We start from the raw sequence: 17,086 nt of genomic DNA, 5'->3' as shown, positions 1-17,086 counted from the left end.
CGAATCCTGCAAGTTGGATTTTGGGCGACGATTCCATCGCACGTTTTGGCGCACGATGAGTCATACTCAGCGTATGACCCATCCCACCTCCCAGCCCATCGACGAAACGAAGTTCATCATCCGCGGCATCCACCTCGACCTGACCGACGCCCTGCGCCGGATCACGATGGAAAAGGCCGCCCGCCTCCTCCGCCACAACGACCACATCCTGCGCATCCGCCTCGACCTTGAGCTCGACAAGACGCGCGGCGCCAAGGACCAGTTCATCGCCAAGGGCCGGATCGAGATCAGCGGCCCCGACCTGATTGCCAGCGTGCAGAGCGAGGACGCCTACAAGTCGGTGGACCTGCTGGTGGACAAGCTCGACGCCCTGCTCCGCGAGCGCCACGGCCGCCGCAAGGACAACCGCAACCACCCGCACGCCGCCGAGCTCGGCGCGCCGTTGCCGAAGGTTTGATTGCAGCGCGGGTCACCGGTCCCCGCATTTTCCTGGTAGGGTCGCCGCTTGTGGCGACCTAACCAAGCGAGGTCGGCCCAAGGGCCGACCCTTGCTACACGGGAAAACGCGACCCTCACCGATACGGCTGGTGCAGTTCGACCGGCTTGGCCTTGGCCCGCAGGCGCAGGTTGAGCATCTCGACACCGAAGGCGAAGGCCATGGAGAAGTAGATGTAACCCTTCGGGATGTGGTGGCCGAGCGAATCGCCCACCAGCATCACGCCGATCAGGATCAGAAAGCTCAGCGCGAGCATCTTGAGCGTCGGATGCTTGTTCACGAAGTCGCTGACCGCGCCGGCGAAGGCCAGCATCACGCCGAGGGCGATGATCACCGCGACGATCATCACCCAGAGCTGGTTGGCCATGCCGACGGCCGTGATCACGGAATCGAGGGAGAACACGATGTCGAGGAGCAGGATCTGGAAGATCACGCCGTTGAACGAGACCTTGCCCAGGGTGCTGGTAGCGTGGCCGTCCGCGCCCTCGAGCTTCTCGTGGATTTCCATGACGCTCTTGCCGATCAGGAACAGGCCGCCGGCGAGCAGGATCAGGCTCTTGCCCGTGACCGGCACATCCATGACCGGCAGCGTGAAGAGCACCTTGGTGAGGCTCATCACCCAGGTGATGCTGCAGAGGAGCAGGATGCGCGTGACGAGCGCGAGCATGAGGCCGGTCTTGCGGGCCTTGTCCTGCTGCGCGACCGGCAGCTTGCCGGCGAGGATCGAAATGAAGATCACGTTGTCGATGCCGAGCACGATTTCGAGCGCGGTGAGCGTGAAGAGAGAAATCCAGATCTGGGGATCAGCGAGAAAATCCATGGTGGAAGGTGTGTGCCCGCGGAGTCAGTCGGAACCCACCCCGCCCGTCAATCCGCCAGCCGGTGGATAGCCGCGGGATCGTTTCCAAACCACCTGCCAGTCTGTTAACCACGAAAAACGCCAACCACGCGAAAAGCCGTCCAACTCAGAGACAAAAATGCCGCCCGGGCATCAGCGCCACCCGGACCTGGCCCGACTTTCGTGTATTTGTGGTGACGACACTGCTCACGGCACCAATCCGACGAACGCCAGGCCGAACTTGATCCAAAACGGAATGGTGAACACCGCCAGCGCGGTCGTGCCGAGGATGATCTGCACCGCTACCAACGGCTGCCCGCCATAAATCCGCGCGACGATCACCGAGACAACCGCCGTCGGCATGGCCGCCTGCACGACGAGCACCTGTTTGAGCTCCACCGGCACCGGGGCGTAGCGGGCCGCGAGCAGGAAAATCCACGGCAACACCGCCAGGCGCAGCAGCCACGCGGTGGCGATCACCCGGGGATTCACGAGCTGCTTGGGATCGTTGAGATGCGGGGCGAAGCTGGCGCCGGTCATGAGCAGGCCGAGCGGCACCGCGCACACGGCCAGGGCGTGGATGAAGGTCCACACCACCTCGGGAATGTGCGCCCCAAGGCCCGTGAGTTTCACCGCCAGCGCCACCCCGAGCGCGAGCAGCGGCATGTTCAAAAGTTTCCGCCAGGCCGAACGCGGCGACTCGCCGGTGACGATCAGCACACCGGTCGTCCAGATCGCCGCCTCGACGCCGGCGTTGTGCATGAACAGCCAGGCCCGGCTTTCGGGCCCGAACACCTGGTCCATGATCGGCAGCGGCAAATAGCCGTAGTTCGTCAGGCCGACTGCCAGCGCGAAGGTCCGCAGCCCGTGTCCGATGGTCAGCCCCAGCGCCTTCGCCGCATACCAGCCGACCGTCAGCGAGACCGTGGTGAGCAGAAAACCCGCCAGCGGTGGCAAGAGCACATCGCCCGCGTCGCTCACGGTGGCGCGCCGCACCACCGACTCGAAGATCAGCGCCGGGGTGAGCACGCGCACGATGAGGTTGAGCAGCGTCTCCTCACCGGCCTCGCTGATCCAGTTCAGCCGCCGCAACGGCAGCCCGAGCCCGATGAGCGCGATCACCGGCGCCACCGCGAGGAACAACTGGCCGTAGGACATCATGGAGGGAAACAGAGCACAGACGACAGTGGACGGAAACAATCCCAATTTCCCACCCGACAGGTTAGGTAGGGCGAATCCTCAGGATGAGCCGCGGCTCGTCCGGGACGACTCGCCCTACCCGCCCGCCATCGCCAGTCCCGCCAACCGCCCCGTGGTCCACGCGTTCTGAAAATTGAAACCGCCCGTGATGCCGTCCACGTCGAGGAACTCACCGGCGAAGTGCAGGCCGGGCACGAGGCGGCTTTCCATCGTCTTGAAATCCACCTCGCCGAGCCGCACGCCGCCGCAGGTGACAAACTCATCCTTGAACGTGCTCTTCCCGTCCACGGCGAACTCCGCCTCGCAGACCTGGGCAGCGAGCGCGCGCAGTGCCGGGTTGCCCACGCCGGTCCAGATGGCGTCCGGCGCGAGCCCGGCGGCGACGACCAGGCGCTCCCACAGCCGCGACGGCACCCCGAGCGGGCTCCAGGTCGTGAGCTGCTTTTTCGGATTCGCCGCCCGCGCCTGCTCGAGCGCGGCGCGCGCCGTTTCAGGATTGAACCTCGGCGCCCAGTTCACGCGCAGCGTGAACTTGTAACCGCATGCGCTGAGCGTGCGCGCGCCCCACGCGGAAAGTTTCAGGATGCCCGGACCGCTCAGGCCCCAGTGCGTCACCAGCACCGGGCCGCGTTCCCGCAACGCCTTCTGGCCGACGACTTCCGTGGCCGCCTCCTCCACCGACACGCCGGCGAGATCCGTCAGGCGCGGATCCTTGATGTTGAAGGTGAACAGTGACGGCACGGTCGGCTCGATCGTATGCCCGAACTGCGCGGCGATCGTGAAGCCAGCGTTGGACCGGTTGCCGCCCGCCGCCAACAGCACGCGGTCGGCCGTGACGGTTTCGCCGGTGGTAAGGCGCAGCGTAAAGGGTGGACCGTGCGCTTCGCGCGCGGTCTCCGCCGACGGCGCGCGGAGCGTGCCATCCACCTGTTTCACCCCGCAGCTCGTGCGGATCACCACGCCCGCCGTGCGCGCAGCACCCATCAGGCAGTCGATGATCGTCTGCGAACTGTCGGTCACCGGAAACATCCGGCCGTCCTCCTCCGTTTTCAACTTCACCCCGCGCGCCTCAAACCACTCGACCGTGTCGCGCGGCTGCCAGCGCGAGAAGGCGCCGAGCAGTTCGCGTCCGCCGCGTGGGTAGCGCTTCACCAGTTCGCGTGGCTCAAAGCAGGCATGGGTGACGTTGCAGCGGCCGCCGCCGGACACCTTCACCTTCGCCAGCAGGTGCGCGGTGGCCTCGTAGATCGTGACCACGCAATCGGGCGACGCCTCCGCCGCCGTGATGGCGGCGAAGAAGCCCGCGGCCCCGCCGCCGACGACTGCGATGTGACGCTTCTGCATGCGGCGAGCGTGCCGGCCGGCGGCGGACTGGGAAGACTAAAGACCGGCGCACGCCAGCGGGCTGTCCACGAAAAAGGAAACGCCGCAACCCACCCCTGGGTTGCGGCGTCTGCACACACCACGTGTCGAACCCGTGGCTAAGTTAAGTCGGTCAGGTGCCGGACTGCTCGCGGCGCTCCTTGCGGCGCTCGGCGCCGGGGCCGTCGCCGAAGCCGCCCTTCTCCATGCGCTCGCGGCCCTTTTCGCGGAACTTGTCGGCCTTCACCTTCTGCTCGGGCGTAAGCAGGGCATCGCGCTGCGCCTTGTATTTTTGGTGAATGGCCTGGACCTTGGCCTTGCGCTCTTCCTTGGCGAGGGCGGTATCGGCCCGAAGGGCCTGCATCTCGGCGCGCTCCTGGTCGCCGATCGCCTTCATCTGGACCTTCTGGTCGTCGCTCAGGCCGAGGGCCTCGGCCATGCGGTCGCCAGCCTTTTCCATCCGCTCACGACGCTCGCCGGGAGGCGGACCATCGGGACGGGCTTGATCGGCGGCCCGCAGGACGGGTGTGACAGAAATCAGAACGGCGCTGAGCGCGAGGAGGAGGGAACGTGAGTTTTTCATGAGGATAGTGATGAGGTAGACTTACTGTTGGTTACGGGGGAAGAGACGCAGCGCCCCGCAGGAGGTTTCTCGGCCGCCGGATTTTCTTTCGACGACTTGCGTGCATCCGTGTCCATCTGTGATTTACTGATTTTGCCGCCATGGATTTTTCCCGCCTCACCACCCTCGCCCGCCAGGTCGTCGGCGCCGCCCCGCGGCGCCTGCCGCCGGAAGTGCGCACCGTGGCGGAACAGGTGCCGGTGTGCTACGAACCTCACCCCAACGAGGCCATCGTCGCCGAGGGCTGGGAGCCGGACATCCTCGGACTGTTTGTGGGCCACGAGCATGGCGCCGAGCTGCGCTCCGATGAAACTCCGCTGCCACCCCAAATCCTGCTCTTCCTCGAAAACCTCTGGGACTACGCCGAGGGCGACGAAACCATCTACCGTGACGAGGTGCGCCTGACCTACCTGCACGAGCTCGGCCACTACCTCGGTTGGGACGAAGACGAGGTCGCCGAACGGGGCTTGGAGTGAGGGTGGCTTACGGGTGGGCGGCCAGCTTGCTGGCGCCACGTTTACTTTCCGGATTTCGTGCGTGAACAAGCTCACCGCCCACAACTCAAGGGCCCTCCTCCTGCCTGAAGGCAAACCCAACCTCGTCCTCCGGGGGTGCTAACTCAGGCTTTCTTTCGCCCGGTGAATGTGTTTAGTCCCCAAACAGCATTCTGGCACCACCCGGTCCGATTGCTGTCCATCACCAACCAATGAAGAAGTTCCTCACCGCCGTTCTCTGCCTGGTCGCCCTGGCTGTCAGCCTGCCCGCCGCCAGCAATCTCACGCGCAAAAACGTCATCACGCAGCTCGATTCCTGCGAGGCCATCCTCCAGGAAATCCAGGGCAACGTCAAAACCGCCATCGCCCCGCAGGACCTCCGCCGCGCCAAGGGCATTGTGATCATCAACCAGTTTCAAGGCGGCCTGATCTTCGGCATCAAGGACGGCTACGGCGTCGCCATGGTGCGCCGTCCCAATGGCAAATGGTCGGTCCCGGCCTTCCTGAAGGCGGGCGAGTTCAGCTTCGGCCTGCAGGCCGGCGCCAAGGCCATCAACGCGGTCTATCTGCTCATGGACGACAACACCGCGCGCCTGCTCCTGCGCAACCGCATGAACCTCGGCGCCGACGCCAAGGCCGTGGCCGGCATCCGCGCCGCCGAGAGCGAGGCCGTCACCAAGTATCTGCCGGGCGACGCGAACGTTTACATGTATTCCACGCAGGAAGGGCTCTATGCCGGCGCGACCCTCAAGACCGGCTACCTCACGCCCAACCAGAAAGCCAACGAACTCTTCTACAACGCCACCCACCGCATGCCCGAGCTGCTTTACAGCGACTGGGTGCAGCCCCCGGCCGAGGCGAAGTTCCTCATGGACTACGTCACGCGCCTCACGCAGTAAGCGCGCGCAACCTTCTGGTCACCTCGACCCGCCGGCCTGATCCCGGCGGGTTTTCTTTTGGACCGATACCTCGCCTCAGATTCGCACCCGGCGGCGGAACCACGCGAAGCCGAAAAGCACCGGCGCAATCGCGAGCACCGGCATCGAGTCGGGCACGGTGTTGCCTGAAGGAGGAGTCACAACGGGCTGCTTGGACAGTTCGTAGGCGCTGGCCGTCTCGAAGAGCCAGGAGCTGAGGCCGCTGTAGAAAGCGAGATGACTGGCGGTGTTGCCGCTGAGGGCACTCGTGTCGAGGAACGCGATGGCGTTATCTTCCGGGCCGTAGAGCGCGGACATGGCCCGGCCCCCTCCGTTTCCAAAGACGGTGTAGAGTTTCTTGCCATTGCCTCCCGCAATCGCCCCCGGGGCGCTGAGAAGAACCTGTCCGGCCGATGCGAACTGGGCCGGAGCGTTGCCAGTCACAAGCGACGCAGCATTGACCCCGTTCCAGTGCAGAAAACTGTCGCCAAAAAGGTTGAGAAAGGAGTCGTCCCAAGTGGTCCAGCCGGAGTGGTCGCCGATGAAGAAGACCGCACCTCCATCGTTGATGAAACTGAAAAGGTTGGATTTCTCCGCCGCCGACAGACTGTCGGCACCAAGACGCGCGTTCACAAAGAGCGCCGCGCCGTCATCGAAGTCGGCGGCGTTGTTGAAGGTCGGGATCTCAATCACGTTGCCCGCACCGAACGCATTCGTCACCGCGGTGGTAAACTGGCTTGAACTGGGCTTGCCCAAGCCGTTGCTCACCAACGACGGCGTGTAATAGAGGATCGGGCTGGCGAGAGCCTGCGACGCGAGGGCGGCAGCAAGCCAAAGGGAGGATGTGCGGAGGGCGCGGAGCAGGTGCATGCGTGGAGAAGTCAGGGAGTTGAGTGACACCTCCAAGATACCAATCGTTTGCACTCTCCGCCATACGTGGAGCCACGTAGCGAAACGCCGGGATTTCTTACAGCGCGACCCACCCGCTTCCGGTCTAGCCGCGAAATTGCCGCAGATAATTCACCACCTCGGCTAGCACGGCCTCGGCGACACGCTCCTGCACGGTGACGCGATCGGCGCCCGGTATCTCGATCTGTCCCGAGAGCACCACGGCCGCACCCCGATGCCGGTGGCAAAGCGCCCACCACGCCTGCGGCGTGCGCACCTTCTTCGCGGGTGCGGGCTCGGCATAGCCGGTCGTGGCCACCGCGAGGTCGGCGCCGAACAGCTGCGCCGCACCGGCGGCCATCTCGACCGCCACGCGCTGCGACACGCAGTCCACCGTCTTCGCGTGCACGCGGTTCACCCCGAGCAGCTTCACCTTTTGTGCGAGCGAGTAGGCGGTGACCCCGCCGAGAAAATACTCCGAAGCGCCCGAAACCGACGTGAGGCGCGCCTGCACCTGCCCGCCCGTGAGGCTTTCGGCCGCGGCCAAGGTCAGCTTCGGGTGACGCAGGATGAGTGACTTGATCTCGGCGGCGGTGCTCATGCGTCGATGTTGGCGTGGTCCGGCACCCGGCGCACGCTTGTTTTCGCGGTGTCCTTTCGCCGGCATCTTTGCTTCGCTCCGGCCATGCCAATCCGCACCCTGCTCCTTTTCTGCCTGGTCACCCTCGGCCTCGCCGCCGCGCCCTACCGGGTGGGCGACACCTTCGAAGCCTTCACGACCAAGGACCAGCACGACCGCACCTTCACCTACACCGGCGGTGCTCGCCTGGTCATCGTCTCGTTCGAGATGGGCAGCGGCAAGGCGGCCAACGGCTACTTCGAGGAGCAGCCCGCCGGGTTCCTTGACCAGCACCGGGCCCTCTTCATCGCGAACATCCACGGCATGCCGGGCATCGGCCGCGCCTTCGCCCTGCCGAAGATGCGCAAATACCCGCATCGCATCCTCCTCGCCGACGCCGAGAACTTCCTCGCCCGTTACCCGACGGAGGAGGACAAGCTCACCGTGCTCACGCTCGACGATGCCGGCAAGATCACCGCCATCCGCTTCATCAATCCGAAGAAGGAACTGGCCGGACTGTTCGCCCCGGCGAAGTGAGGACCGCTCACTTCGTGTGCGCGAGAAACCAGTCGTAGAGGTCCTGGCCGGCATAGACGCGCATCCACGCATCGTGGCCGAGATCGGCCTCGATGGTGAAGCGCACGCCGGGATGGCCCAGTCTTTCGAGTTCGTTCACCAGCGGGTAAAAGTACTGCAGCGGCTCCGCGGTGTCGCGACCACCGGCAAACACCCACACGGGCAGGCGCGCCGCCACCAGCGCGGGGGCAACGGACGGCGGGCCATAACCCACGACGGGGGCGACCGCGGCGAACCGCGACGGGTGGGCGGCCGCGAGCGCCCAGCTGCCCTCCCCGCCCAGGCTCAGACCGGTCAGGTAAACCCGTCGGGGGTCGCCCCGGTATCGGGCGATCACCGTGTCGATCATCGCGAGCAGGTCGCGCTCCAGGATGTTCCACCCCCGCGGATCCTGCCGCAAGTCACCCAGCTCGGCCGGCAACGGCTCGGACCGCACGCCGTCCATCGGCAACTGGCTGCGGGGAAACCAACGCAGCGGGTTGGTGCCTTCCGGCTTCCGGCGCGGGATCTGGTCGGGCGTCCGGTCCTTGATGTAGTCCAGCCCGCCCTGGTCCTGCATCGGCATCTGCGGGGCGATGATCACGAACGGCAGATCCCGCCGCTGGCACCAGGCCTCGAAGAGCGGTCCGTGTTCCAGCACATAATCGAGCTCGCCTTTGCCGTCACCCCGCTGCCCGTTGCCGTGGAGAAAAAGAATCACCGGCCACTTCTCCTGCTTCTCGAAACCCGGCGGCAGATACACGAAGTAGTCGCGCTCGGCCTTGAGCGCCGGGCTCGGGTAGGTGACGCGGAGCAATTGCGGTTCGGAAGGAGCGGCGAGGACGGTTGCGTTCAACACGACCACCAGCAGCACGGCGAATAAGGGGCGCATGGGGTATGGGGTGGCGCAAGACGTAGCCAGTTTCCGGCTTACTTCAAACCCCGGGAGGCCCGCCGCACCCGCCAGCGTTGGGCCTGATCCACGATGAAGCCCACGCAGTCCTTGGCCCCGCAATGGCACGGATGATGCCGGGACTCGGCATAGCTGAAGCCGTAATCGTAGGTCAGTTCCTCATCCGGCGCGATATCGCGGAGCGCGACGATCCAGATCCGCCCCCGGCCCATTTGCGCCTCACAGTTCGGCGCGCAGGAGTGGTTGATGTGCCGCGCGGGATTCCACTGCACCTGGCCGTCGATGTCGTGGCGCTGGTTGACCTCGAAAACATACACACACCCGTCCCCGCCGGCCGCCCGGCGCGCCAGGCGGCGGTCCTCGCGCCGCTGCGCCTCGGCCTTCGTGATGCGCTCGCCGACATACTCGATGATGCGGGTGTCCTGCGCGATAAAATCGCGCGCAAAGAGCCCCCACCCGTGCAGGCCCGAGCGGAGGCGGCAAATATTGGCGGGCAGTTTTGCCCGCACCGCACCGCGGCTCATTTCAACTCCACGCCCACCGGGCAGTGGTCGCTGCCGTGCACGTCGGACTCGATCCACGCACGCTTCAGCCGTGGTTTTAGCGCGGCCGAGGCCATGACGTAGTCGATGCGCCAGCCGACGTTGTTGGCGCGGGCATTCGCGCGGTAGGTCCACCAGCTGTAGTGACCGGCGCCTTTCTCAAACTGGCGGAACGTATCGATGAAACCGGCGGCGAGATAGTCGCGGAATCCGGCGCGCTCCTCGTCGGAGAAGCCGGGGTTGCCGACATTTTCCTTCGGCCGCGCCAGGTCGATCTCCTCGTGGGCGACGTTCAGGTCGCCGCAGAACAGCACGGGCTTCTTCTTCTCCAGCTTCTTCGCGTGGGCGAGCAGCGCCTTGTCCCAGGCCTGGCGGAAACCGAGGCGCGCGAGCTCCGGCTGCGCGTTGGGCACATAGACGCCGACCACATGGCACTCGTCGAACTCCGCCGTGATGGCGCGGCCCTCGGCATCGTGCTCCGGCGAACCGAGGCCGAGCGTCACACTGAGCGGCTTTTTGCGGCTGAACAGCGCGGTGCCGCTGTAGCCCTTTTTCTGCGCGGCGTTCCACACCAGCTCGTAGCCCTTGGGCCAGGTCACGCCCTGCACGTCGCCGGCGGTGGCCTTGACCTCCTGCAGGGTGATCACGTCGGCCTTGCTCGCGTTCATCCAGTCCAGCAGGCCCTTGCCGAGGGCGGCGCGCACGCCGTTCACGTTCCAGGAAAGCAATTTCATGGCGGCCAGTCCGGGCCAAACCGGTCCGCGCGGCAACCCATTTTCCCCTCCGGCCAAGGGGGCGGCCAGCGCGCTGGCGCCACGATTATCCTTGGTGGCTCCCGGCGCGAGCAAGCTCGCCGCCCACGCGCGTGCCTCGCCATAAGACAAAACCCGCAGTTGTCTTCCCGCGGCCCTGCGTAGAATCTGGCCGACCGTGAGTTCCTCCTGCTTTCCGCATCTGCCCCTCGGGCATTCCATTCCGGCCAGTCCGCACGCCGTGTCGTGCAGCCTGCCCACGATGCACGACGTGCGCGGCTACGAGGAAAAGAACCCGGAGGTCGTGAAGCACCTCACCAACGGCTACCCGCGCTTCGTGGTGCACCCGTTTGCCCGGCAGCTGGTGAAGCACTTCACCGCTTCCACCCCCGCGCTCCACGGCCGCACCCTCTGGCTCACGTCGTCGGCCGCCATGGCCCGCGCACTGGTCGCGCACCTGACCTCGGCCCGCGGCGCCGAGCTCTACACCCAGCACGGCCTCTTCGGCGTGTCGCACCCCGAGTCGGCCGACACCTCCGCCCGCGCCAAGGTTTTTCTCCAGAACATCGGCGGCTTTCTCTCCTCCCGCGAGGCCGAGGACCATCTCGTCGCGCTCGGCCTGCTGCCCGCCCCGCACCCCGAGGACGTGTTCAAGGGCGACGCCTCCGCCGAGATCCGCCGCCAGCTCCGCAGTGCGCTGACCGGTGCGTCCGACGCCGATCTCTTCCTCGCCAACTGCGGCATGAGCGCGGTGAACGCCGCCTTCCGGGCCGTCAACGCCCTCCAGGCCCCGCGCGGCCGCACCGTCTGGCTCCAGCTCGGCTGGCTCTACCTCGACACCATCGCGATCCTCCAGAAGTTCACGTCGAAGCCCGCCGACTATGTCTATGTGCGCGACGTGGCCGACCTCGACGGCCTGCGCCGCATCTTCGCCGCCCACGGCACGCGCATCGCCGGCGTCGTCACCGAGGTGCCGACCAACCCGCTCATCCAGACGCCCGACCTGCCGGCCATCGCCGCGCTCTGCCGCCAGCACGGCGCGCGTCTGCTGGTGGATCCCTCGATGAGCTCGGTCTTCGCGCTTGATGTGCTGCCCCACGCCGACCTCGTCATCAGCAGCCTCACCAAATACACGGCCAGCGAGGGCGATCTCACCGCCGGCCTCGTCGCCGTGAACCCCGCCGGTCCCGACGCCGCGGCCCTGCGCGCCGGCCTCGCTCCGTTGGTCGAGCCGCTCTACGCGCGCGACGCCGCGCGTCTCGCCTGGCAAATCGGCCAGACGCGCGACGTGCTCGCCAGGATCCACGCCGCCACGCCCCAGGTCGTGGCCTTCCTCGCCCAACACCCGGCCGTGAAGGACGTTTACTGGGCCCTCCAGCCCGGCAGCCGGGAGAATTACCTCAGGCTCGCCCGCTCGCCCGACGCCACCGGCGGCATGATCACGTTCACGCTGAAACAACTCGGCGGCCTGGAGAAGTTCTACGACCGCTTGCGCCTGCCCAAGGGCCCGAGCTTCGGCATGAAGACCACGCTCATCTGCCCCTTCATGTATCTCGCGCACTACGACCTCGTCACCACGCCCGCCGGCCTGGCCGAGCTCGCCGCCAGCAAACTCGATCCCGACCTGCTCCGCCTCTGCGTCGGCACCGAGCCGGTGGAGGAAATCATCGGCGCGCTCGCCGAGGCGCTGGGCTGACCGTCAATCGTTCTCGTTCTCAATCTCGCAATCCTTCTCTCTTCCAAGCCGTCAGACCGCGAGAACGAGAAAGATTGAGAGAAAGAGAACGATTGAAGCCTCCCTGACGCTAATGCCCGACTGCACCCTCGAGCTGAAGGTCATCCCCAACGCCCCGCGCAACGAGGTCGTGGGCTGGCTCGGCACCGCGCTGAAGGTGAAGATCCACGCCCCCGCGCTCGAGGGCCGCGCCAACGACGAGCTGCTCGATTTCCTCGCGGAGACCCTCGGCCTCCCGCGCCGCAGCGTCACCCTCGTGCGCGGCGACAAGTCGCGCCAGAAAGTCGTGCGCATCGCCGGCCTCGACGCGGCGGCTGTGCGCGCGCAGCTCAGCCGCTGAAATCTGCCCGCCTTCCGCTCACGGCCCCGGCGCGATCGGCAGCTCGAACCAGAACACCGAACCGCCCGCCGCCGGGAAATCGGCGCCCACGCGCCCGCCGTCCGACTCGATCAGCTGCTTCACGATCGAGAGCCCGAGGCCCGTGCTCTCCTCGCCACCGGTCGGACGGTTGCTGAGCCGGGCATTCTCGGTGAACAGCCGGTCGCGCTCCCCGGCAGGGACGCCGGGACCGTTATCCGCCACCTCACAGCGCACGGCTGTTTCACCCAGCGTCGAGCGGACCCGGATGAGCCCGCCGGTCGGCAGGAACTTGATGGCATTGCTGAAATAGTTCGTGAACGCCTGATACACATAGCCGGCATCACCCCGCACCGGCGGCAGGTTTTCGCCGAGCTCGAACTCGACCGTGAGCTGCTTGCGCTCGCAGGCGGGCTCGTTCTGCGCGGCCACGGCGGTCGCGATGAGATTGAGGTCGGTGCGGCCGGGCTGCCCGCGCGCCTCGCCGCCGCGCTGCCCGCTCAGGAACGTGTCGATGATGCGGCGGATCTGCCGCGCGGAGCTGTCGATATTCTCAAAATACTCCGCCAGCGGCCCGGCCGCGCCCTTCCGCCGCGCCATCTCGCCCGACATCAGGATCAGGCAGAGCGGATTCCTCAGATCGTGCGCGGCGATGGACATGAACCGCTGCTTCAGGAGCAACTCGCGCTCGAGCTCGCGCCGCAGGCGGCGGAGCGTCATGTGGGCCTGGATGCGCGCCAGCGCCTCCTCGTGCTGAATGGGTTTGGTGATGTAGTCCACCGCCCCGGCGGCGAAGGCCTTCACCTTTTCCGCCGTCTCGTGCAGCGCCGTCATGAAAATCACGGGAATGTCCCGCGTGTCGGCCCGCGCCTTCAGCCGGCGGCAGGTCTCGTAGCCGTCGAGCCCGGGCATCATCACGTCGAGCAGGATCAGGTCGGGCAGCACGCGCGTGGTCTGTTCCAGCGCGTCCTCCCCGTCCTCGGCCACGAGCAGCTGGTGGCCGGTGCCCGCGAGGGCGTCCACCAGCACGCTGATGTTGGCGGGCGTATCATCAACGATCAGGATGGTCTCGGGCATGGGCGGGCAAGCGGGTTCAGGTTTTCGCCGGGGGCGGGAGATCGGCGCCGGTGCGGTAGCGCGCGACGAACTGGCGGATGGCCTTCATCTTGAACCGCGCGGCCAGGCCGATGACCGCCTGCGCGAACGGCGCCAGACGGGCGTCGCGCTCGGCGAGTTTCTGGGCGTAGGCGCGCACGGCCACGACGTCGCCGTTGCTGGCCAGCTCGTGCAAGGCCTCCGCATCAGCCGCCGCCGGGGCGTGCTCCATGCCGGGGAAAGGGGAGAAGGTTTCGCCGGCCGCCGGGTCGGCAAACTGCCAGCTCAGCCCGAGCAACCGCTCGATGGCGGCCAGCAGCTGGGCTTCGCGCAGGGGCTTGGGCAGGAAATCCTCGCAACCGGCTTCGAGGCAGGCCTGCCGGTCGCTGTCAAAGGCGCTCGCCGACATGCCGAGGATGTGCGTGGTGCCGGCCGGCAGGATTTCGCGGATGGCCCGCGCCGCCGCCAACCCGTCGAGCCGGGGCATCTTCAGGTCGAGCACGATGAGGTCGGGCTGCCACTCGCGGGCCAGCTCGAGGGCGGCGGCACCGTCGGCCACGCCCCGCACCTCGAAGCCCAGCGGCTGCAGCAGGTCGCGCAACAGGTCGCGGTTGGGCGCATGGTCGTCGGCCACCAGCACCTTGCGGCGCGGACCGGCATAGCCCTTCACGCGGCCGGCCGTCGCGGTGGCGGGCGTCTCCGGGCCCGCCTCCCCCGCGGGCAGCGGCACGTCGAAGTAAAACCGGCTGCCCCAGCCGGCCCGCGTCTCGACGAGCAGGCGTCCGCCCATCTGCTCGACGATGCCGCGGCTGACATTGAGGCCGAGTCCGGTGCCCTCGGCATGGCGCGCGTGGTCGCCGATCTGCGCGAAGGGCTCGAAAAGCCGCTCCTGGTCCGCCGCCGAGATGCCGGGTCCCGTGTCGCTGACCGAAAAGCGCACCATGCCTTCGGCGCGCTCAATCGAGAAGATCACGCTTCCGCGCTGGGTGAACTTGATGGCGTTGCCGAGCAGGTTGTAGCACACCTGCCGCAGCCGCTGGATGTCGCCTCGCACCACCCGGGGCAGCGCGCCGGACAGGGCGGTCTCCAGCAGCAGGCCCTTTTCCCGGGCCTTGGGCAGGAAGAATCCGCTCACCCCGCGCACGAAGTCCGGCAGGTCGAAGTCCACGGGGTGCAGCTCGAAGCGCCGCGCCTCGATCTTGGCGAGGTCGAGCACGTCGTTGATGAGCGCCAGCAGGTGCTCGCCCGACTGCTGGATCACCTCGACGCCGGCGCGCTGCGGGTCGGTGAGCGCGGGGTCGCGGCGCAGGATCTGGGCGTAGCCAAGGATGCCGTTGAGCGGCGTGCGCAGCTCGTGGCTCATGCTGGCGAGGAACTGGGACTTGGCGCGGTTGGCGGTGTCGGCGGCGTCGCGCGCCTCACGGAGTGCGCGCGCGTGCTCGTGGACGGCGGTGATGTCGATGGCCACGCCCTCGAAGTGGCTGATCTCGCCCGCGGCGTTGCGCACGACGCGGATGGACTCGCTCAGGCGGATCACCGTGCCGTCGGCCCGGCGCACGTCGGACTCGAAGTCCGCGATGGCGTCGCGCCCGCGGATCAGCTCCATGAACTGGGCGCGCCGGCCGGGGTCGACATACACCTGATGGCCGATGTCGTTGACGGCCGCCACCAGCGCGGCGACCGAGTCGTAGCCCAGCAGCTGCGCCATGGCGCGATTGGCGCGCAAAAACCGGCCGTCCGCCGTGGTTTGGTAGAGGCCCTCGACCGCATGTTCGAAGATGCCACGGTATTGCTCCTCGGCGCGGCGCATCGCCTCGTCGGCCTGACGCCGCTGCACGGCGAGCGCGGCCTGGTCGGCCACGAACATGAGCAGGCGCTGCTCCTCCGCGCCGTAGGCCAGGGCGTTTTCATAATCCTGCAGCGCTATCACCCCCGCGGGCCGGCCGTCGATGAAGAGCGGCGCGCCGAGGCGCTGCGCCGCCGGACGCTCCAGCGCGAGGTAGTCGCCATGCGCCGCGAGCGTGGCGTGGAGCTCGGGGGCCGTCATGAGGGCGGGCCGGCCGGTCCGCAGGATGTATTCGGTGAAACCGTTCGCGGGCGGGCGCGGCGGCGCCTCGGCCACCACCTCGTCCACGAAATACGGGAACGTGAGCAGGCTGTGGTCCGGGCTGAGCAGCGCGACGTAGAAGTTCCGCGCGGGCATGAGCGTGCCGACGATGCGGTGCAGCTCGGCGAAGAGCGCGTCGAGGCTGCCCCCGGCGAGCACGGCCTGCGAGATGCGGTAGGTCGCCTCCTGCACGCGCTCGCGGCGGTGGCGCTCCGTCAGGTCGATCGCGGTGATGAGCATGCAGCGCCGGCCGCGCATCTCGAACGCGTCGGCGTTCACGAGCACGTAGCGCGGCTCCCCGGTCTTGGGCCGGAACATGGCCTCGTGGTCGCGCACCGCCCCGGTGGCGGTGAGGCGCTCGACGAAGGCGGTGCGCTCGTGGGCGTTGGCCCAGAGCTTCAGCTCCAGCGACGTGCGCCCGATGACCTCCTCGCGCGTGTAGCCCGAGGCCTCGAGGAAGGCCTGGTTCGCCTCGATGATGCGGCCGTCCTCCAGCCCCGCCAGCGCCATGCGCGCCGGGCTCGCGTGGAAGGACTTGGCGAAATACTCCTCCGACTCGCGCCGCACGGCCTCGGCCTCGTAGCGCCGGAGCGCGGTCGCGATCTGCGCGGCCACGAAGCCGAAGAACGGCACGTCATCCTCGCGGTAGGCGTTTTCATCGTGGTAGTCCTGCACGGCCACCGCGCCGACCGCCACGTCGCCCTGCATCAGCGGCGCGCCGAGCCAGACCTTGCACCAGCCGTAACGCGGGGCGTAGCCGGTGGTGGCTTTGAACTCCGGCACGACGCTGGAGCGCAGCAGCAGCGGCTGGCGCGTGCGGATGACGAAGTCGGAGAGGTAGTTCGCGACCGGCCGCGGCGCGGGCGGCGGCGTGACCTCGTCCACGAAAACCGGGAAGGACAGCTCGGTGCGCTCCGGGTTGAGCAATGCGACGAAGAAATTCCGCGCCGGCAGCAGCTCCGCGATGATGGCGTGAAACCGCTCCAGCAGCGTGCGCAGGTCGGTCGCCCCGGCCGCGGCGGCGGCGAGCCGGTAAACGGCGGTCTGCTCGCGCTCCCGCTGGCGCCGTTCCGTGACGTCGATCGCCACGACCACGCCGCAGCGCTCGCCGTCGATGGTGACGAGCTCGGCGTTCAGCATGACCTCGCGCTCGCGTCCCTGGTGGTTGCGAAAACGCGCCTCGTAGTCCTTCACCCGCCCCTCGGTCTGGAGGAGGCGCCGGTATTCGACGCGGCGGGAATCATCCAGCCAGATGCCGAGATCGAGGATCGGCCGGCCGATGGCCTGGTCCCGGGAGAGCCCCGCGCCCTCGAGGAACGCCGGATTCGCGTCCAGCAGCACGCCGTCGGCGAGCCGGGTGATCGCCATCATCGCCGGGCTCGCGAGAAACGCGCTGCGCAGGTAGTCGGCCGTGGAGGTCGGGACTGGACGGAGGTCGGCCATGGCGAGGGTGCGCCGAGACATGGCGGGCGGCACAGAAGCAGGCAATGCCGGACTGGGGTGGGAAAATCAAACGAGGCCGGGTGGCGATGCCGTCATCGCGGACCCGGCCCCGGTTACGATTGCCGCCCGCGCGGGGACGGGCGGCGGGAC

General features: G+C 67.5%; 17 protein-coding genes. 6 read left to right on the top strand and 11 right to left on the bottom strand.

The window, feature by feature from the left end:
- Positions 1 to 73 precede the first annotated feature (73 nt).
- Complete coding sequence (gene hpf / locus ESB00_RS02530; protein ID WP_164975991.1) at positions 74 to 457, top strand: ribosome hibernation-promoting factor, HPF/YfiA family; 384 nt, start codon at positions 74 to 76, stop codon at positions 455 to 457.
- 115 nt (positions 458 to 572) lie between these two features.
- On the opposite strand, the gene ESB00_RS02525 is transcribed toward hpf, so the two are convergent.
- The 4 genes from ESB00_RS02525 to ESB00_RS02510 all read right to left on the bottom strand — a co-directional run bounded on the left by ESB00_RS02525 (position 573) and on the right by ESB00_RS02510 (position 4,479).
- Positions 573 to 1,316 carry a TerC family protein gene (locus ESB00_RS02525; RefSeq protein WP_129046155.1) on the bottom strand — a complete coding sequence of 248 codons (744 nt, stop codon included), beginning with the start codon at positions 1,314 to 1,316 and terminating at the stop codon, positions 573 to 575.
- A 225-nt stretch (positions 1,317 to 1,541) separates the two neighbouring features.
- Positions 1,542 to 2,495, bottom strand: a complete 954-nt coding sequence (locus ESB00_RS02520; RefSeq protein ID WP_129046154.1) for an AEC family transporter — start codon at positions 2,493 to 2,495, stop codon at positions 1,542 to 1,544.
- Positions 2,496 to 2,609: 114 nt separating this feature from the next.
- Positions 2,610 to 3,878: a BaiN/RdsA family NAD(P)/FAD-dependent oxidoreductase gene (locus tag ESB00_RS02515; RefSeq protein WP_129046153.1), complete on the bottom strand. Its 1,269-nt coding sequence runs from the start codon at positions 3,876 to 3,878 to the stop codon at positions 2,610 to 2,612.
- 151 nt (positions 3,879 to 4,029) lie between these two features.
- Positions 4,030 to 4,479, bottom strand: coding sequence for a Spy/CpxP family protein refolding chaperone (locus ESB00_RS02510; protein WP_129046152.1), 450 nt, complete (start codon positions 4,477 to 4,479; stop codon positions 4,030 to 4,032).
- Positions 4,480 to 4,619: 140 nt separating this feature from the next.
- Between ESB00_RS02510 and ESB00_RS02505 the strand changes: the two genes are divergently transcribed.
- Both ESB00_RS02505 and ESB00_RS02500 read left to right on the top strand, forming a co-directional pair.
- Entirely contained in the window at positions 4,620 to 4,994 is a 375-nt protein-coding gene (locus ESB00_RS02505) for a metallopeptidase family protein (RefSeq protein WP_129046151.1), read from the top strand.
- Between the two features lie 230 nt (positions 4,995 to 5,224).
- Complete coding sequence (locus ESB00_RS02500) at positions 5,225 to 5,911, top strand: lipid-binding SYLF domain-containing protein (RefSeq protein ID WP_129046150.1); 687 nt, start codon at positions 5,225 to 5,227, stop codon at positions 5,909 to 5,911.
- A 75-nt stretch (positions 5,912 to 5,986) separates the two neighbouring features.
- Here the strand turns inward: ESB00_RS02500 and ESB00_RS02495 are convergent, their stop codons facing one another.
- Entirely contained in the window at positions 5,987 to 6,799 is an 813-nt protein-coding gene (locus tag ESB00_RS02495; protein WP_129046149.1) for a hypothetical protein, read from the bottom strand.
- A 124-nt stretch (positions 6,800 to 6,923) separates the two neighbouring features.
- A complete protein-coding gene (locus ESB00_RS02490; RefSeq protein WP_129046148.1) occupies positions 6,924 to 7,418 on the bottom strand; it encodes a CinA family protein in 495 nt (164 codons plus the stop codon).
- A gap of 84 nt (positions 7,419 to 7,502) precedes the next feature.
- Between ESB00_RS02490 and ESB00_RS02485 the strand changes: the two genes are divergently transcribed.
- Positions 7,503 to 7,973 carry a hypothetical protein gene (locus ESB00_RS02485; RefSeq protein ID WP_129046147.1) on the top strand — a complete coding sequence of 157 codons (471 nt, stop codon included), beginning with the start codon at positions 7,503 to 7,505 and terminating at the stop codon, positions 7,971 to 7,973.
- A 7-nt stretch (positions 7,974 to 7,980) separates the two neighbouring features.
- Here ESB00_RS02485 and ESB00_RS02480 read toward each other — a convergent pair whose 3' ends face one another.
- From ESB00_RS02480 to ESB00_RS02470, 3 genes are read right to left on the bottom strand one after another with little or no spacing between them, the layout of a single operon-like run.
- Entirely contained in the window at positions 7,981 to 8,883 is a 903-nt protein-coding gene (locus tag ESB00_RS02480) for a carboxylesterase family protein (RefSeq protein WP_129046146.1), read from the bottom strand.
- Positions 8,884 to 8,921: 38 nt separating this feature from the next.
- Positions 8,922 to 9,428, bottom strand: coding sequence for an SET domain-containing protein (locus ESB00_RS02475; protein ID WP_129046145.1), 507 nt, complete (start codon positions 9,426 to 9,428; stop codon positions 8,922 to 8,924).
- Positions 9,425 to 10,180: an exodeoxyribonuclease III gene (locus tag ESB00_RS02470; RefSeq protein WP_129046144.1), complete on the bottom strand. Its 756-nt coding sequence runs from the start codon at positions 10,178 to 10,180 to the stop codon at positions 9,425 to 9,427. The genes ESB00_RS02475 and ESB00_RS02470 overlap by 4 nt, the downstream gene beginning before the upstream one ends.
- A gap of 196 nt (positions 10,181 to 10,376) precedes the next feature.
- On the opposite strand from ESB00_RS02470, the gene ESB00_RS02465 reads away from it, so the two are divergent.
- On the top strand, positions 10,377 to 11,894 hold the full coding sequence (locus tag ESB00_RS02465) for a PLP-dependent transferase (RefSeq protein ID WP_246026398.1): 1,518 nt from the start codon (positions 10,377 to 10,379) through the stop codon (positions 11,892 to 11,894).
- 112 nt (positions 11,895 to 12,006) lie between these two features.
- Positions 12,007 to 12,273 (top strand): DUF167 domain-containing protein, encoded by a 267-nt coding sequence (locus ESB00_RS02460; RefSeq protein WP_129046143.1) that lies wholly within the window; start codon positions 12,007 to 12,009, stop codon positions 12,271 to 12,273.
- 18 nt (positions 12,274 to 12,291) lie between these two features.
- Here the strand turns inward: ESB00_RS02460 and ESB00_RS02455 are convergent, their stop codons facing one another.
- Together ESB00_RS02455 and ESB00_RS02450 are read right to left on the bottom strand one after the other, a co-directional pair.
- On the bottom strand, positions 12,292 to 13,368 hold the full coding sequence (locus tag ESB00_RS02455; RefSeq protein ID WP_129046142.1) for a hybrid sensor histidine kinase/response regulator: 1,077 nt from the start codon (positions 13,366 to 13,368) through the stop codon (positions 12,292 to 12,294).
- Positions 13,369 to 13,384: 16 nt separating this feature from the next.
- Positions 13,385 to 16,957, bottom strand: coding sequence for a PAS domain S-box protein (locus tag ESB00_RS02450; RefSeq protein WP_129046141.1), 3,573 nt, complete (start codon positions 16,955 to 16,957; stop codon positions 13,385 to 13,387).
- Positions 16,958 to 17,086: the final 129 nt, after the last annotated feature.

It is taken from the genome of Oleiharenicola lentus, from assembly GCF_004118375.1.
GTDB classification, from domain to species: Bacteria; Verrucomicrobiota; Verrucomicrobiia; order Opitutales; family Opitutaceae; genus Lacunisphaera; species Lacunisphaera lenta.
This window is presented reverse-complemented; position numbering and strand designations above follow the sequence as displayed.

Bases quoted from the DNA above. Each gene is read 5' to 3' on its own strand.
- ESB00_RS02495 (WP_129046149.1), bottom strand. From the start codon at position 6,799: ATGCACCTGCTCCGCGCCCTCCGCACATCCTCCCTTTGGCTTGCTGCC.
- ESB00_RS02490 (WP_129046148.1), bottom strand. From the start codon at position 7,418: ATGAGCACCGCCGCCGAGATCAAGTCACTCATCCTGCGTCACCCGAAG.
- ESB00_RS02485 (WP_129046147.1), top strand. From the start codon at position 7,503: ATGCCAATCCGCACCCTGCTCCTTTTCTGCCTGGTCACCCTCGGCCTC.
- ESB00_RS02475 (WP_129046145.1), bottom strand. From the start codon at position 9,428: ATGAGCCGCGGTGCGGTGCGGGCAAAACTGCCCGCCAATATTTGCCGC.
- ESB00_RS02525 (WP_129046155.1), bottom strand. From the start codon at position 1,316: ATGGATTTTCTCGCTGATCCCCAGATCTGGATTTCTCTCTTCACGCTC.
- ESB00_RS02510 (WP_129046152.1), bottom strand. From the start codon at position 4,479: ATGAAAAACTCACGTTCCCTCCTCCTCGCGCTCAGCGCCGTTCTGATT.
- ESB00_RS02505 (WP_129046151.1), top strand. From the start codon at position 4,620: ATGGATTTTTCCCGCCTCACCACCCTCGCCCGCCAGGTCGTCGGCGCC.
- ESB00_RS02500 (WP_129046150.1), top strand. From the start codon at position 5,225: ATGAAGAAGTTCCTCACCGCCGTTCTCTGCCTGGTCGCCCTGGCTGTC.
- hpf (WP_164975991.1), top strand. From the start codon at position 74: ATGACCCATCCCACCTCCCAGCCCATCGACGAAACGAAGTTCATCATC.
- ESB00_RS02450 (WP_129046141.1), bottom strand. From the start codon at position 16,957: ATGTCTCGGCGCACCCTCGCCATGGCCGACCTCCGTCCAGTCCCGACC.
- ESB00_RS02480 (WP_129046146.1), bottom strand. From the start codon at position 8,883: ATGCGCCCCTTATTCGCCGTGCTGCTGGTGGTCGTGTTGAACGCAACC.
- ESB00_RS02515 (WP_129046153.1), bottom strand. From the start codon at position 3,878: ATGCAGAAGCGTCACATCGCAGTCGTCGGCGGCGGGGCCGCGGGCTTC.
- ESB00_RS02460 (WP_129046143.1), top strand. From the start codon at position 12,007: ATGCCCGACTGCACCCTCGAGCTGAAGGTCATCCCCAACGCCCCGCGC.
- ESB00_RS02455 (WP_129046142.1), bottom strand. From the start codon at position 13,368: ATGCCCGAGACCATCCTGATCGTTGATGATACGCCCGCCAACATCAGC.
- ESB00_RS02470 (WP_129046144.1), bottom strand. From the start codon at position 10,180: ATGAAATTGCTTTCCTGGAACGTGAACGGCGTGCGCGCCGCCCTCGGC.
- ESB00_RS02520 (WP_129046154.1), bottom strand. From the start codon at position 2,495: ATGATGTCCTACGGCCAGTTGTTCCTCGCGGTGGCGCCGGTGATCGCG.